Genomic DNA, 13,034 nt, shown 5'->3' with positions numbered 1-13,034 from the left:
CATGTCCCCCACCACTCAGGTATTGGTGGTCGATGACGACGAATTCGGCATCGTGGCTGCCGATGTCGTACTTGAACGGCTTACGCACCACCAACCACGGCTCGGGATCGCGACCGGCGGCACCCCGATGCCGGTGTACGCCGAGCTTGCCCGGCGCGTGCGACGGGGCCAAATAGACCTCAGCACAGGCTTTTTGGTGGCCCTCGACGAGTACGTCGGCTTGGGCGCACAAGACCGGCGCAGCTACGCCGCGTACGTGCACACGAACGTGGCCGTGCCGCTGGGTATCGCACCCGGCAACGTTCTCGTACCCGACGGGCTGGCGGCCGACCCCGATGCCGAAGCCGAGGCATATGAGCAGCGCATCGCTGACCTCGGCGGCGTCGAGGTCCAGATCGCCGGTATCGGGAGCAACGGCCATCTGGCCTTCAACGAACCGGGGTCGGCGCTCGATTCCACCACCCGGGTCGTGGCGTTGTCCGGGCAGACCCGCAGTGACAATGCGCGGTTCTTCGACAGCAGGTCCGCTGTTCCGCATCATGCGATCACCCAAGGGCTCGCGACCATCTGCCACGCCCGTTCGGTGGTGCTGTTGGCGCGCGGCCCGGAAAAATCTGCCGCGCTGGCCGCGGCACTGAGCGGCCCGGTCAGCACGGAGGTACCCGCATCGGTACTGCAGCGTCATCCGGAAGTGACCGTGGTCGCGGACCGCTCCGCTGCCACCGAGCTCCCCGACCGATTGGTGCAGAACATCTAGAGCGGCAACGAAAGCACCGACACCACAATGAGAACGAGCACGCCCACGGTCACCACGTAGACCTCGGGTGACGGGGCGATACGGTTCGGCAGCGGGTCGCGAGCCAGAACGCGTTGTCTGCGCAGGCCCACCAGATAGACCAGCAGCGCCACCGCGACCGCGACACACGCTGCCACCAAGCCGAATCCGGCCTTGTGGTCGGCAATGTCGTGGAGCATGAGCAGCGCCCCGTTGCCCAGTACGGCGAACGCCGTGCGGGTCCACGACAGTGAGGTCCGCTCAGCCTGCAGTCCCCGTTCGAAAACCCTCAACCCGAGGCCATTCGGACGACCGCGACGAGCAGCACCAGCACGCCGATCAGGCACAGGCCGACCGCGAGGTACGCCGGCGTGGGATGGCGAGGCAACGCCGTACCGGTCCGCATCGCCCGCTCGACCTGCCGCCAGCGCCACAGGCCGACCCCGGAGGTCAGCGTCGCCAGCACCGTGAGCGCCAGGCCGAGGACGTGGCGCGCTTCAGGGACGCCCAGCTCGGGCACGAACTGGATGACGGCGACCGCGGCGGCCAGCAGGCCGAGCGCCGTGCGCTGCCACGCCAGGAATGTCCGCTCGTTGGCGAGTGTGAAGCGGTAATCGACAAGCTCCTGTTCCCCGCCCGAACAGGGGCCCGTGTCCTCCGCCGGCTCGTTCAGTTGCTCGCGGCCTTCTTGCGCTCGATATCGGCCAGCGCGGCGGCCAGTTCGGCCCGCTGCGCCGCCGAGGTGTCCCAGGCCAGCTTGCGGTTCTTGACCACCTTGGCCGGCGACCCGACGGCGATCGAATAGTCCGGGATGTCGCCCTTGACCACCGCATGGGCGCCCAGCACGCAGCCGCGGCCGATCGTCGTGCCGCGCAGGACCGTGACCTTGGCGGCGATCCAGGTGTCGGGGCCGATGCGCACCGGGCTCTTGATGATGCCCTGATCCTTGATCGGCAGCTCGATGCTGTCCATCTTGTGGTCGAAGTCGCACACGTAGCACCAGTCGGCCATCAGGGCGGACTCGCCGAGTTCGATGTCGAGGTAGGTGTTGATCACGTTGTCGCGACCCAACACCACCTTGTCGCCGATCCGCAGCGAACCCTCGTGACAGCGGATCGTGTTTTTGTCACCGATGTGCACCCAGCGGCCGATCTCCATCTGGGCCAGCTCGGGGGTGCACTGGATCTCGACACCCTTGCCGAGAAAGACCATGCCGCGGGTGATGATGTGCGGATTGGCCAGCTTGAACTTGAGCAGCCGCCAGTACCTGACCAGGTACCAGGGCGTGTAGGCGCGGTTGGCGATGACCCATCTGAGCGAGTCCACGGTGAGGAAGTTGGCCTGCCGAGGGTCGCGCAGGCGGGAACCCCGCCAGCGCTTGTGGATCGGGGCGCCCCACATCGTCGTCATGGCCCGAAAGCCTACGCGAGCGGACTCGGCCGAATTCGGGGTCGCTCCGCTCCTGCCCCCTCACATTCGTAGCGGTTACCCTCAGCTTGACCATATGCGCGAACCACATGCGCCGACTGGGTGCAGCCAAGGTTCCGTGCCGACCCGTCCGGGCTCCGACGAAAGGACACCGTGATCCGCCGATACCTTGCGCTGGCGGTAGCGGCGCTGCTCACCGGCGTGCTCACCGGGTGTGAGAACACCGACTCATGGGTCGACGCGCACCCTGCGGCGGGCTGGTCTGCGCAATACGGCGACGCCGCCAACAGCAGCTACAGCGCCGTGCACGGGGCCGACCAGTTGAAGCCGGCCTGGAGTCGCTCGGTCAAGGGGTCCCTGGGCGCCCAGGTGGCCCTCGGTGCGACCGGCTACCTCGCCGCCAACGCGCAGACCGCAGGCGGTTGTTCGTTGATGGTGTGGGAGTCGGACAACAACGCACGCCAGCGCTGGTGCACCCGGCTGGTGCTGGGCGGCGGATGGTCCAGCGCGCTGTTCGACGGCTTCGACAACCTCTACGTCGGCCAGCCCGGCACCATGCTGTCGTACCCGCCGACGCAGTGGATCCGGTGGCGCCAACCCGTGATCGGTATGCCCACCACGCCGCGCCTCCTCGACGACGGCCAACTGCTCGTGATCACCCACCTCGGGCAGGTCCTGGTGTTCGACGCACACCGCGGCACCGTGGTCGGCACGCCGCTCGACCTGGTAACCGGCATCGATCCGACCGATTCGCAACGCGGGTTGGGCGACTGCCAGCAGGGTCGGCGCGGCTGCCCGGTGGCGGCCGCGCCCGCGTTCTCCAAGGCCACCAACATCGTGGTGCTGAGTCTGTGGGAGCCCGGTGCCGACAGCCCAGTTCTGGTCGGCCTGCGGTACCGCCCGAACCAGACACCGATGCTCAACCGTGAGTGGACGAGCACCGCGGTCGGCCAGGGCCCGATGGCCAGCCCGGTGCTGTCCGCGGACGGGACGACGGCCTACGTCAACGGCCGCGATCAACGCCTCTGGGCGATCAACACCGCCGACGGCAAGGCCAAATGGTCGGTACCGCTGAACTTTCTCGCCCAGACGCCCCCGTCGGTGTCACCCAACGGCCTGATCGTGGCGGGCGGCGGCCCCGACGCCAAGCTGATGGCCGTGCGCGACAACGGCGACAAGGGCGACGTCGTGTGGACGCGCGATGACGTCACGCCACTGACCACCACGAGCCGGGCCGCCGGCCTCGGGTACACCGTGGCGCGCGAGGGCGGGCACGGTCAGACCCTGCTGGTGTTCGACACCAGCGACGGGCACACCCTCAACAGCTATCCGCTGCCGGAGGCCACCGGCTGGCCGGTCGGCGTCTCCATCGGCCACGACCGGCGGGTGGTCGCCGCGACCAGCGACGGTCAGGTCTACGGCTTCGCCCCGGCGTGACCGGGCCGCGGTCACGCCAGCAAGTCCGCCAACGCATCTCGCGGCACCGACGCCTGCGTGGCACCGGCGGTCTCTGCGAACAGTTCCCCCTGTCCGAAGAAGAAGATGACGGCATCGTCGGTGATCGCGAAGTTCTGGTAGTGCGTCGGGTCGAGCCCGGCACTGGACGGTATCGCCTGCTCGACGCCGGACTGCTTCTGCAGTTGGCGCTGCACGATCGGGAAGATCACGTCCAGCGGCTTGCTGCCCGGCTTGAACAATGTGGCGAACGTGATGGGCGCCCGGGTGACGAGGTTGTAGTTGAAGGCCTTGTACCAGGTTTGGGGATGCGTTCCACCGACGTTCTGATACACCTCGAACACCAGGCTCTGGGTGCGGGGCGGTAGCCCCGAGGTGTAGCGGGTTCCCCTGGCGTCCAGCACATACGGCTGATCACGAGAACCCGGCATCTGCGAGACGTTGACGAATCCGTCCCGGGTCTGCGTCAGGTAGTCCGTGACGGGCTGCTGATCGGGATAGTCCACGGGAAAAGTGAAATCGAGCGTGTAGGACGCGTTGGCGGTGTGCACGGTGCAGTTCAGATCCAGACCCACGGTGCCGCCCAGATCGGTGCACGCGTTCTGGGCCGCTGCCACCGGCGTGACGAGCCAACCGACCAGCACACCGGCTGCCAAAGTGGCCACTACAGGGGGAAATCGCATTGTCAGTCGTCCTCGCAGGCGATCAACTAGAGGCCGGCTCCGACTCCGGCGCGTCAACCACAGGGTACGTGGCACTCACCGCGACGGCCGACAAACGAACGCCGTTGCGGTACTCGCGGCACCCGATCCCAGCCGGGCGATCACCACGGAGAGTTGCTCCGAGCCGCGCAGACGCAGCCGTCGCCGCAATGCATCTGGGTCCACGTTCACCCCGCGCACCAGGATTTCGACGGCCCCGACCGCCCGCGCCGACAGCACCTCGCGCAGTCGACGCTCGTGATAGCCCAGCTGTTCGAGCACCTCGAACCCGCGCAGCCCGGCGGGCAATTCGTCTCCCGACAGATAGGCGATGTCCGGGTCGAGCTGCCACAGACCGTGGCGGGCCGCATAGTGCCGGACCAGTCCGGCCCGCACCACGGCGCCGTCGGGGTCGATGATCCACCGCCCGGCGCCCGCCACCGGGCAGTCATCGGGCTCGGCGTCGGTGATCTGTTCGCCGCGATCGAGCAGGGTGGCCCGGCGGCGCACGCCGCGTCCGGCCAGCCCTTGCGACCACAGGCACGCTTCACGCACTCCCCCGGCCAGCGAGGTCACCTCGATCTCACCGGCGAACCCCATCTTGGTGAGTTCGTCGAAATCGATTCCCGGAGCGCACTTTACGACCGTGTCACGGTCACGGTAGACGTCCAGCACAGCGTCCAGCGCCGGCGTGTAGGCGCGCGGGTCGAACCGCCGCCTGCCACCCTGACGCCGGGCCGGGTCGAGGATCACCACGGCGTCGCGGGTGATCGGCCGCAGCGCGTCGGCACGGCACAGTGCCACCCCGGGCACGTTGTTGGCGGCCATCGCCAGCCGTACCGGGTCGAGATCGCTGCCCACCAATTCAGTTGCCGAATGCCGCAGCGCCACAAGCTCACTGCCGATCGAGCAGGTCGCGTCGTGCACCCGCGCTCCAGCCAGTCGGCGGGCGCGGTGCGCAGCCACCGGTGCCGCGGTGGCCTGTTGCAGCGCCTCGTCGGTGAACAGCCAGTGCGCCGGGTCGTCGAATTTGGCGGCGGCCCTGCGGCGCAACTGCACGGTCTCCACCAGGACCGCCGCTCGGTCACCGAAACGCGCTCGCAGAGAGGCGATGTCACCGACCAGTGCCGGGCCCGCCAAAGTCAGCTCTGCGGTCGCGGCGAGAGCCAGACGACCCTCGCGCGACCGCAGATAGCCGACATCGGCGACAGTGAAAGCTACGACGGCTTGACCCCGGTGACCATCACGTTGTAGAACCAGCCCTTGGGCACCACCCGGCGCCACACGTTGGCGTCCACCCAGCTCAGCGCCATCCAGCTGTTGAACGCGAACTTGGCCCAGCCCCAACCCAATCGGCCCGGAGGCACCGCGGCTTCGAATGTGCGCACCGGCCAGCCCAGCATCGCCGCGGTGAACTCTTCGCTGGCGGTACGGACCTCGACCGCGCCGGCGTTGGTCGCCATGCGCTCCAGATCCGCCGGGTCGAAGGTGTGCAGGTCCACGACGGCCTCCAGCGCTGCGGCGCGGGACGACTCGTCGAGCTCGGCCTGCGGGCGGCGCCAGCCGTCGAGGCCCGGCAGCTTCGTGACGTTGGTGGTGGCATGCCAGGTCAGCGTGGACAGCTCACGCGCGTAGCGGTTACCGACAGTGGTGGGCTCTCCGGCGAAGACGAACCGGCCGCCCGGCTTGAGCACCCGGACCACCTCGCGCAGCGAGAGCTCGACGTCGGGAATGTGATGCAGCACGGCGTGCCCGACCACCAGGTCGAACGTGTTGTCTTCGTACGGGATGCCCTCGGCGTCGGCGACGCGACCGTCGATGTCCAGGCCGAGCGACTGGCCGTTGCGGGTCGCGACCTTGACCATGCCCGGTGACAGGTCGGTCACCGATCCACGCCTGGCGACGCCGGACTGGATCAGGTTGAGCAGGAAGAAGCCGGTGCCACAGCCCAGTTCCAGGGCCCGCTCGTAGGGCAGCTCGCGTTGCTCGTCCTCGGGCACGATGGCGTCGAAGCGACCGCGGGCATAGTCGATGCAGCGCTGGTCGTACGAGATGGACCACTTCTCGTCGTAGGTCTCGGCTTCCCAGTCGTGGTAGAGCACCTGGGCGAGCTTGCTGTCGTGCATCGCGGCCTCGACCTGTTCAGCCGTGGCGTGCGGGTTAGGAGCCGGCATGTCAGCCTCGACGCCGGATTCCTTGATCTCTGTCATGCAGGGCAGCCTAATAGTCCGCGCCGCGCGGGTCAGTTCCGGTCGGTGCGCCCGTCGACAGCCGCCTTGGCCGCGGCCAGCGCCGCCACCGGATGCTCGATGAACCGGCGGGCCCATGCCAACGCCGAGTCATAGACGTGATCGGGCGCCACCATCTCGTCGATCAGGCCCAGCGACACGGCTTCCTCAGCCCCGACGAACCGTCCGCTGTAGGCCAGCTCCTTGGCTTTACCGGCGCCGATGACGCCGGCCAGCCGCGCACCCGCACCGCCGCGGGGCGCCAGCCCGGCCAGGATCTCGGTCGCGCCGAACTTCACGTTGTCCCCGCTCACCCGCCAGTCCGCGGCCAGTGCCAACGCCAAGCCGCTGCCGAGGGCGTAGCCGGTGATCGCCGCGACGGTCGGCCGCGGGATCGCCGCGACGGCCTCAAGGCAGTCGCGCAGCGCCGTGTCGGCTACGGCGGTCTCGGCGGCGTCGAGCGTGCGCAGTTCCGGCACGTCGTCGCCGGCACAGAAGATCTCGTGGCCGCCGAAGAGCACGACCGCTGCGATGTCGGGGCGCTCGGCCAGTTCCCCGGCGGCCGCGGTGAGCTCCCGGTACACCTGCCGGGTCAACGCGTTGGTCGGTGGCCGCGACAACAGCAGCGTCGCGATCCCTGGCTCGGCCTCGCTGGTGACGACGCTGACGAATTCGTTCATGTGGTGCCACCCGGTGTCGCTGGGGAACGGTGGTTGCGTGCCGCGTTGTAGCGGTCGCTGTCGAAGAACTCGATCTCCCAATTGCCGCCCTTGACGGCCAGATGGGGTTCGACGGCGACGATCTTGCGGTCGACGGCCAGCACCTCGGCGACCGTGCGGCCGTTCAGTGAATCCAGCTGGGTCCACGTGGGTGGGAGCAGGAATGACCGGCCCTCCGCGAAGTCGTCCAGCCCGGCCTGCGGGGTGCTCCAGAACGCGCGGTCGCTCTCGGTGTTCTCGCCGTCGGCCCGCTGCCCTTCGGGCAGGGCAGCGACGAAGAAATAGGTGTCGTAGCGGCGGGTCTGTTCCTCTTTGGGAGTCACCCAGTTCGCCCACGGCCGCAGCAGGTCGGCGCGCAGCACCAGCTTCTCCTGGCGCAGGAAGTCGGCGAACGACAGCGCATTGCTGGCCAGCGCGGCCCTGGCGTCGCGGTACACCGAGGCGTCACCGACGATGCCGTCGGGATCGTTGTCAGGCCCGGCGAACAGGACGCCCGACTCCTCGAACGTCTCCCGCGCCGCGGCGCAGACGAGCGCCTCGGCCAGCCCGGCGTCCACGCCGAGCCGCTCGGCCCACCACGACGGTTCGGGGCCGAACCAGGCGATGTCGGCATTGCGGTCGCGGTCGTCGACCCCGCCGCCGGGGAACACCATGACGCCGCCGGCGAACTCCATCGCGGCGTGCCTGCGCATCAGGAACACCTCGATCTGCGAGGCGGCATCCGCGTCTCGCACGAGCATCACCGTCGCGGCAGGCCTCGGGGGCAAGGGTGGCGTCATGCTCGCCGCCTGTGCGCCGCCCGGCTGCGGATCCGCCGCGCGAAATAACGCCCGTCGATCATGTCCAGGGCGATCGACTGGCCGAAGGCCTTGGACAGGTTCTCCGCCGTCATCACATCGGTGAGCAGTCCGGCGGCCACGACGGCGCCCTCGGAGAGGATCAAGGCGTGGCTGAAGCCGGGCGGGATTTCCTCGACGTGATGGGTGACCAGCACGATCGCCGGAGCGTCGGGATCGGCGGCCAGATCGGCGAGCCGCGCCACCAGTTCTTCTCGCCCGCCGAGGTCCAGCCCGGCGGCGGGCTCGTCGAGCAGCAGAAGTTCGGGATCGGTCATCAGCGACCGGGCGATGAGCACCCGTTTGCGCTCACCCTCCGAAAGGGTGCCGTAGACACGGTCGGCCAGGTGCTCGGCGCCGACGCTTTCGAGCATGTCGACGGCCTGCGCGTAGTCGACGTCTTCGTAGTTCTCGCGCCACCGGCCCAACACCGCGTAGCCCGCGGAGACCACCAGGTCGCGCACCAGCTCGTCATCGGGGATCCGTTGCGACAGTGCTGAACTGCTGAGTCCGACGCGGGCTCGCAGCTCGGACATGTCCGTACGGCCGAGCCGTTCCCCGAGCACGTAAGCCGTGCCCGAGGACGGGTGTTCGGTGGCGGCGGCGATCCGCAACAGCGACGTCTTGCCTGCTCCGTTGGGACCGATCACCACCCAGCGTTCATCGAGTTCGACGGCCCAGGTGACCGGCCCGACAAGGGTGTTCCCACCCCGTCGGAGCGTGACCCTGGCGAAGTCGATCAGCAGGTCTTCACTGCCGGCACCGTCGGCTGCATCTTGTCCGGTTTCGGGCACTCGCCCATCGTAGTGATGTCCTCGGCGCGCTCGCGGTCGCGCCTGCCGCTGAAATCGTGGAACAGGATGGCGCGCGGGGTGAACTTGAGGATCAGCTGCACCAACGGACCGATGCCGAACGCATAGACGAGGGTGCCCACCCCGACCGAGCCGCCGAGCAGCCAGCCCACGGCGAGCACGGTCGCTTCAATCACGGTTCGCACCAAGCGGATCGACAGCCCGGTACGGGCCACCAGGCCGGTCATCAGGCCGTCTCGCGGGCCAGGGCCCAGCCCCGCACCGATGTAGAGCACCGTGCTGATGCCGTTGAGCACCACAGCGCCGAGCATCATTGCGATACGCACCGGCATGGCGTGAGGTGCGGGCAGCACGGCCAGGGTGGTGTCGACGGTGATCGCGATGACGATGACGTTGGCGACGGTGCCGATGCCCGGCTTGTTGCGCAGCGGGATCCAGGCCAGCAGCACGACGACTCCGGCGACGGCCGACGCGAGCCCGATGGTCAGTGGCGTGTGCCGGGTCAGGCCCTGATGGAAGACGTCCCACGGGTCCAGGCCCAGGCCGGCGCGCACCATCATGCCCATCGACACGCCGTAGCCGCACAGACCGATCAGCAGCAGTGTGCCCCGTTTGAGCGCGGTCATCAGGCGTGCTCCCGGAATCGGACGCGGATGGCGTCGAGCTCGCTGGACACCCTGCGGGCGTCGACGTCACAGTCTGCGACGGCGTTGCGCGGGTCGTACACACGACGGAGATTTTCCGCTAGCCGCGACATCCAATTCGTTCTCATGCCTCGATCATTCCGACCAACTGGCTTGCTCATCAATAGCCAGTTGGCGAATACTGGCCTCATTATGAGCAGTGATATGGCCGCCCGCGCCCTCGATGTGGATCTTTTGGCCCGCGAACTCGGCAACTGGCGCACATCCAGTCTCAGTGGACCCGCCTATCTGGGGCTGGCCGACGCCATCCGGTTGTTGATCGTCGACGGGCGGCTGCCGGTCGGGTCACGGCTGCCCAGCGAGCGCGCTCTGGCCGATACGTTGCGGGTCTCGCGCACGACCGTCACCGCGGCGTTCACGCAGCTGCGCGACGACGGCTATCTCAACGCCCGCCGCGGAGCCCGCAGCACCGCCGCGCTCCCCCTGCGCTCGGAAGTGGTCACCGAACCGACTCAGCCGGCCGTCAGCCTGGCCGCGGCAGCGCTGTCAGCGCCGTGCGCCGCGGTGCTCGACGCGTTCGCCGAGGCCGCTCACGACGTCACCCCGTATCTGCACGAGCCGGGCCACGAACTCACCGGCGTCACCGCACTGCGCGAGGCGATCGCCGAGAGGTATTGCGAGCGCGGGCTGCCCACCGATGCCGACCAGATCATCGTGACCAGTGGCGCTCAGCACGCGATCGGCCTCATCCTGGCGACGCACACCCAGGCCGGCGACCGCGTGCTCGTCGAGCAACCCACGTATCACGGTGCGCTGTCGGCGATTACGCATGCCGGGGCCCGCCCGGTGCCGGTGTCGCTCACTGACGACGGCTGGGAACTCGATGCCGTGCACGCCGCACTGCGCCAGCTTGCGCCGAGCCTGGCCTACCTGGTTCCCGACTGCCACAACCCCACCGGGTTCACCCTCGGTGCCGAGGGCCGGACCCGGTTGGGGCACATCATCTCCGAGACGCGCACCCGCACGATCGTCGACGAGTCGATCGTCGACATGTGGATCGATGCACCACCGCCGGCGCCGCTCGCGGTCTCTGTGCCGCGTGATGACCTGGTGCTGACCATCGGATCGATGTCGAAGTCGTTCTGGGGCGGTCTACGGGTGGGCTGGATCCGCGCCGACCGCGCCACGCTGGCGACCATCACCGCCATCCGGCCGGCCCTCGACCTCGGCACGCCGATACTCGAACAGCTCACCGCGGCAAGGCTTCTCGCGGCACGCGAGGACATCCTGCCGGAACGGCGCGAGCTGCTCAACGGGCGCAGGCAGTACCTGGTGTCGCTGCTGGCCCGCGAACTGCCCGACTGGCAGCCGGGTGACGGCCGCGGCGGGATGTCGTTGTGGGTGCGGCTGCCCGCACCGATGAGCACGGCGCTGTCCGCCAGTGCGTCCCGGTTGGGTCTCGATCTGCCCGCCGGTCCGAGATTCGGGGTGGACGGCACGCTGGAGCGGTTCATCCGCTTGCCCTACGCCCTGCCGGAGCCTCAGTTGGAGGAAGCGGTTGAGCTGATGGTGCGGGCCTGGCGCAGCATCACCGGGGTCAGCAGCCCGCAGCAACCGACGCTGGTGGTCTGAGAGCGCCCTACTGCTGCTGGGACAGCGCCAGGCAGGTGCCGTAATGCTCGATGGTGCACGGGATACCGTTGACCGAAGGCAGCTGGCCGGGCGCATTCGTCACACCCGATCCTTCGCTGGCCGGCGTGAGCACCGGCACCACGCCGCCGCCCGACGGGCCGCTGACGCAGACTCCCTCGAACTTCGACGGCACCGTGCCCGACGGGCACGGTTTGGCGTCAGCCTGGGAGGCGAATGCCAGTTGCCCCAGGGCCGCCGCGACGGCGAAACCTCCGACCAGAACTGCGTTCTTCACCTTCGCCATATCGACACCCTACGTGACGGCGTTACAGGACGCGGCTGGAACCCGGCCGTGGGAGTGCCTCAGTCTTCGGGGATCGCGACGCGGCGCACCATGCCGTCGATCGCGTCGGCAGCTTCGATCTCGCCGCGGGTGATGCCCAGGATGAACAGCACGGTGTCCAGGTAGGGATGGCTCAGCGACGCGTCGGCGACCTCGCGCAGCGCCGGCTTGGCATTGAACGCCACCCCCAGCCCCGCCGCGGCCAGCATGTCGATGTCGTTGGCGCCGTCTCCGACCGCGACGGTCTGTTCCATCGGAACCCCGGCCTGGCTGGCGAAGTCGCGCAGGGCTTTCGCTTTGCCGGGTCGGTCCACGATCGGTCCGATCACCCGTCCGGTGAGCTTGCCGTCGACGACCTCCAGATGGTTGGCCGCGACGTAGTCGAGCATCAACTCTTCGGCCAGCGGTTCGATGACCTGGCGGAAGCCGCCGGAGACCACGCCGCAGTGGAACCCGAGCCTGCGCAGGGTACGGATGGTGGTCCGCGCGCCGGGCGTCAGCTCGAGCTGCTCGGCGACGTCGTCGAGCACCTCGGCGGGCAGCCCGGCCAAGGTCGCCACCCGGCGGTGCAAGGATTCCGCGAAGTCCAGTTCACCCCGCATGGCGGCCTCGGTGACAGCGGCCACCTCAGCCTCCTTGCCGACCCGCTGGGCCAGCATCTCGATGACCTCACCCTGGATGAGGGTGGAGTCGACGTCGAACACGATGAGCCGTTTGGCGCGCCGCGACAGGCTGTAGTCCTCGAGCGCGATGTCGACGCCCTCGTCCACGGCCACCTGTGCCATCGCCGCCTGCAGCTGGGCGTAGACCGCCGCGGATGGCACCGAGACGCGCAGCTCCAGACCCGTCACCGGATAGTCGGAGACCCCGCGGATCGTGTCGATGTTGACGCCCAGCGCTGCCGCCTCGCGCGCCACCACACCGAACGACTGCGCGGTGATCGGTCGGCCCAGCACCACGATGGTGTGGGTCGACGGATCCCGCAGCACCGGCAGGTCATCGCTGCGCTCGATCGTCACGTCCAGTCCGACGCCGTGGATCGCGGCCTCGACGTCGCTGCGCAAGCCACCGCCGTCAACCACCTCGGCCGGCGCCGCGACCAGCACACCCAGGGTGAGCCGGCCGCGGATGACGACCTGTTCGACGTTGCGCAGGTCCACCTGATGGTTGGACAGCACCTCGAACAACGCTGATGTGACGCCGGGCTGATCGACTCCGGTGACGGTGATGAGGACCGATGCGCGCTCGCGCGAAGAGCCGATAGGAGAAGCCATCTTTCGACTCATCTCCCCCAGTAGCCGCCTGTCGTCAGCTGGACCGGTCCGCGGTTTCGAGCTCGGGGTGATGCGACCGACCCACGTGGGATTCGGCGCGCATCCGCTCGATCATGTGCGGGTAGTGCAGCTCGAACGCGGGACGCTCCGACCGGATGCGGGGCAGCTCGGTGAAGTTGTGCCGCGG

At 68.7% G+C, this 13,034-nt stretch carries 17 protein-coding genes; 3 read left to right on the top strand and 14 right to left on the bottom strand.

Annotation, left to right across the window (positions count from 1 at the left end; translation table 11 throughout):
• Window position 1: 1 nt before the first annotated feature.
• Window positions 2-757, top strand: a complete 756-nt coding sequence (locus tag A5784_RS27745) for a glucosamine-6-phosphate deaminase (protein ID WP_064948083.1) — start codon at window positions 2-4, stop codon at window positions 755-757.
• Here the strand turns inward: A5784_RS27745 and A5784_RS27740 are convergent.
• Genes A5784_RS27740 through A5784_RS27730 form a run of 3 tightly spaced genes read right to left on the bottom strand, consistent with a single transcriptional unit; the run spans window position 754 to window position 2,185 of the window.
• Window positions 754-1,068, bottom strand: a complete 315-nt coding sequence (locus tag A5784_RS27740) for a DUF202 domain-containing protein (RefSeq protein ID WP_064948082.1) — start codon at window positions 1,066-1,068, stop codon at window positions 754-756. The two genes, A5784_RS27745 and A5784_RS27740, sit on opposite strands and share 4 nt — an antisense overlap.
• Window positions 1,065-1,448, bottom strand: coding sequence for a YidH family protein (locus A5784_RS27735; protein WP_064948149.1), 384 nt, complete (start codon window positions 1,446-1,448; stop codon window positions 1,065-1,067). Before A5784_RS27735 ends, A5784_RS27740 begins: the two co-directional genes overlap by 4 nt.
• Window positions 1,445-2,185: an acyltransferase gene (locus tag A5784_RS27730; RefSeq protein WP_029366104.1), complete on the bottom strand. Its 741-nt coding sequence runs from the start codon at window positions 2,183-2,185 to the stop codon at window positions 1,445-1,447. Before A5784_RS27730 ends, A5784_RS27735 begins: the two co-directional genes overlap by 4 nt.
• A gap of 171 nt (window positions 2,186-2,356) precedes the next feature.
• On the opposite strand from A5784_RS27730, the gene A5784_RS27725 reads away from it, so the two are divergent.
• Window positions 2,357-3,640 carry an outer membrane protein assembly factor BamB family protein gene (locus A5784_RS27725; protein ID WP_064948081.1) on the top strand — a complete coding sequence of 428 codons (1,284 nt, stop codon included), beginning with the start codon at window positions 2,357-2,359 and terminating at the stop codon, window positions 3,638-3,640.
• Window positions 3,641-3,651: 11 nt separating this feature from the next.
• Here A5784_RS27725 and A5784_RS27720 read toward each other — a convergent pair whose 3' ends face one another.
• The 8 genes from A5784_RS27720 to A5784_RS38875 form a co-directional block, all read right to left on the bottom strand.
• Window positions 3,652-4,341: an esterase gene (locus A5784_RS27720; protein ID WP_064948080.1), complete on the bottom strand. Its 690-nt coding sequence runs from the start codon at window positions 4,339-4,341 to the stop codon at window positions 3,652-3,654.
• Between the two features lie 75 nt (window positions 4,342-4,416).
• Window positions 4,417-5,619, bottom strand: a complete 1,203-nt coding sequence (locus A5784_RS27715) for a THUMP-like domain-containing protein (RefSeq protein ID WP_064948148.1) — start codon at window positions 5,617-5,619, stop codon at window positions 4,417-4,419.
• On the bottom strand, window positions 5,577-6,569 hold the full coding sequence (locus tag A5784_RS27710) for a class I SAM-dependent methyltransferase (protein ID WP_064948079.1): 993 nt from the start codon (window positions 6,567-6,569) through the stop codon (window positions 5,577-5,579). Before A5784_RS27710 ends, A5784_RS27715 begins: the two co-directional genes overlap by 43 nt.
• A gap of 32 nt (window positions 6,570-6,601) precedes the next feature.
• Window positions 6,602-7,267, bottom strand: a complete 666-nt coding sequence (locus A5784_RS27705; protein ID WP_064948078.1) for an enoyl-CoA hydratase — start codon at window positions 7,265-7,267, stop codon at window positions 6,602-6,604.
• On the bottom strand, window positions 7,264-8,085 hold the full coding sequence (locus A5784_RS27700) for an NUDIX hydrolase (protein WP_064948077.1): 822 nt from the start codon (window positions 8,083-8,085) through the stop codon (window positions 7,264-7,266). Before A5784_RS27700 ends, A5784_RS27705 begins: the two co-directional genes overlap by 4 nt.
• Window positions 8,082-8,936: an ABC transporter ATP-binding protein gene (locus A5784_RS27695; protein WP_064948076.1), complete on the bottom strand. Its 855-nt coding sequence runs from the start codon at window positions 8,934-8,936 to the stop codon at window positions 8,082-8,084. Before A5784_RS27695 ends, A5784_RS27700 begins: the two co-directional genes overlap by 4 nt.
• The gene (gene yczE / locus A5784_RS27690) at window positions 8,882-9,580 is read right to left on the bottom strand and encodes a membrane protein YczE (RefSeq protein WP_064948075.1); all 699 of its coding nucleotides are present in this window, start codon (window positions 9,578-9,580) and stop codon (window positions 8,882-8,884) included. The genes A5784_RS27695 and yczE overlap by 55 nt, the downstream gene beginning before the upstream one ends.
• Window positions 9,580-9,726 carry a hypothetical protein gene (locus A5784_RS38875; protein ID WP_197514897.1) on the bottom strand — a complete coding sequence of 49 codons (147 nt, stop codon included), beginning with the start codon at window positions 9,724-9,726 and terminating at the stop codon, window positions 9,580-9,582. Before A5784_RS38875 ends, yczE begins: the two co-directional genes overlap by 1 nt.
• A gap of 64 nt (window positions 9,727-9,790) precedes the next feature.
• Between A5784_RS38875 and yczR the strand changes: the two genes are divergently transcribed.
• Window positions 9,791-11,230, top strand: a complete 1,440-nt coding sequence (gene yczR, locus A5784_RS27685; RefSeq protein ID WP_064948074.1) for a MocR-like transcription factor YczR — start codon at window positions 9,791-9,793, stop codon at window positions 11,228-11,230.
• A gap of 7 nt (window positions 11,231-11,237) precedes the next feature.
• Here the strand turns inward: yczR and A5784_RS27680 are convergent, their stop codons facing one another.
• From A5784_RS27680 to A5784_RS38870, 3 genes are all read right to left on the bottom strand, one after another.
• Window positions 11,238-11,534, bottom strand: a complete 297-nt coding sequence (locus tag A5784_RS27680; protein WP_064948073.1) for a hypothetical protein — start codon at window positions 11,532-11,534, stop codon at window positions 11,238-11,240.
• Window positions 11,535-11,593: 59 nt separating this feature from the next.
• A complete protein-coding gene (gene serB / locus A5784_RS27675; RefSeq protein WP_064948072.1) occupies window positions 11,594-12,847 on the bottom strand; it encodes a phosphoserine phosphatase SerB in 1,254 nt (417 codons plus the stop codon).
• 34 nt (window positions 12,848-12,881) lie between these two features.
• A partial coding sequence (locus tag A5784_RS38870; protein WP_197514896.1) for a hypothetical protein occupies window positions 12,882-13,034 on the bottom strand: 153 nt, incomplete at its 5' end.

Source organism: Mycobacterium sp. 852013-50091_SCH5140682, assembly GCF_001665685.1.
GTDB lineage: Bacteria > Actinomycetota > Actinomycetes > Mycobacteriales > Mycobacteriaceae > Mycobacterium.
The sequence above is the reverse complement of the archived record's forward strand: the minus strand, read 5'-3'. Positions and strand labels throughout refer to the sequence as shown.

Excerpts from the sequence above, each read along its gene's own strand:
- A5784_RS27745 (WP_064948083.1), top strand. The coding sequence starts at position 2 with ATGTCCCCCACCACTCAGGTATTGGTGGTCGATGACGACGAATTCGGC.
- A5784_RS27730 (WP_029366104.1), bottom strand. The coding sequence starts at position 2,185 with ATGACGACGATGTGGGGCGCCCCGATCCACAAGCGCTGGCGGGGTTCC.
- A5784_RS27720 (WP_064948080.1), bottom strand. The coding sequence starts at position 4,341 with ATGCGATTTCCCCCTGTAGTGGCCACTTTGGCAGCCGGTGTGCTGGTC.
- A5784_RS27710 (WP_064948079.1), bottom strand. The coding sequence starts at position 6,569 with ATGACAGAGATCAAGGAATCCGGCGTCGAGGCTGACATGCCGGCTCCT.
- A5784_RS27705 (WP_064948078.1), bottom strand. The coding sequence starts at position 7,267 with ATGAACGAATTCGTCAGCGTCGTCACCAGCGAGGCCGAGCCAGGGATC.
- A5784_RS27700 (WP_064948077.1), bottom strand. The coding sequence starts at position 8,085 with ATGACGCCACCCTTGCCCCCGAGGCCTGCCGCGACGGTGATGCTCGTG.
- yczE (WP_064948075.1), bottom strand. The coding sequence starts at position 9,580 with ATGACCGCGCTCAAACGGGGCACACTGCTGCTGATCGGTCTGTGCGGC.
- A5784_RS38875 (WP_197514897.1), bottom strand. The coding sequence starts at position 9,726 with ATGAGAACGAATTGGATGTCGCGGCTAGCGGAAAATCTCCGTCGTGTG.
- yczR (WP_064948074.1), top strand. The coding sequence starts at position 9,791 with ATGAGCAGTGATATGGCCGCCCGCGCCCTCGATGTGGATCTTTTGGCC.
- A5784_RS27680 (WP_064948073.1), bottom strand. The coding sequence starts at position 11,534 with ATGGCGAAGGTGAAGAACGCAGTTCTGGTCGGAGGTTTCGCCGTCGCG.
- serB (WP_064948072.1), bottom strand. The coding sequence starts at position 12,847 with ATGGCTTCTCCTATCGGCTCTTCGCGCGAGCGCGCATCGGTCCTCATC.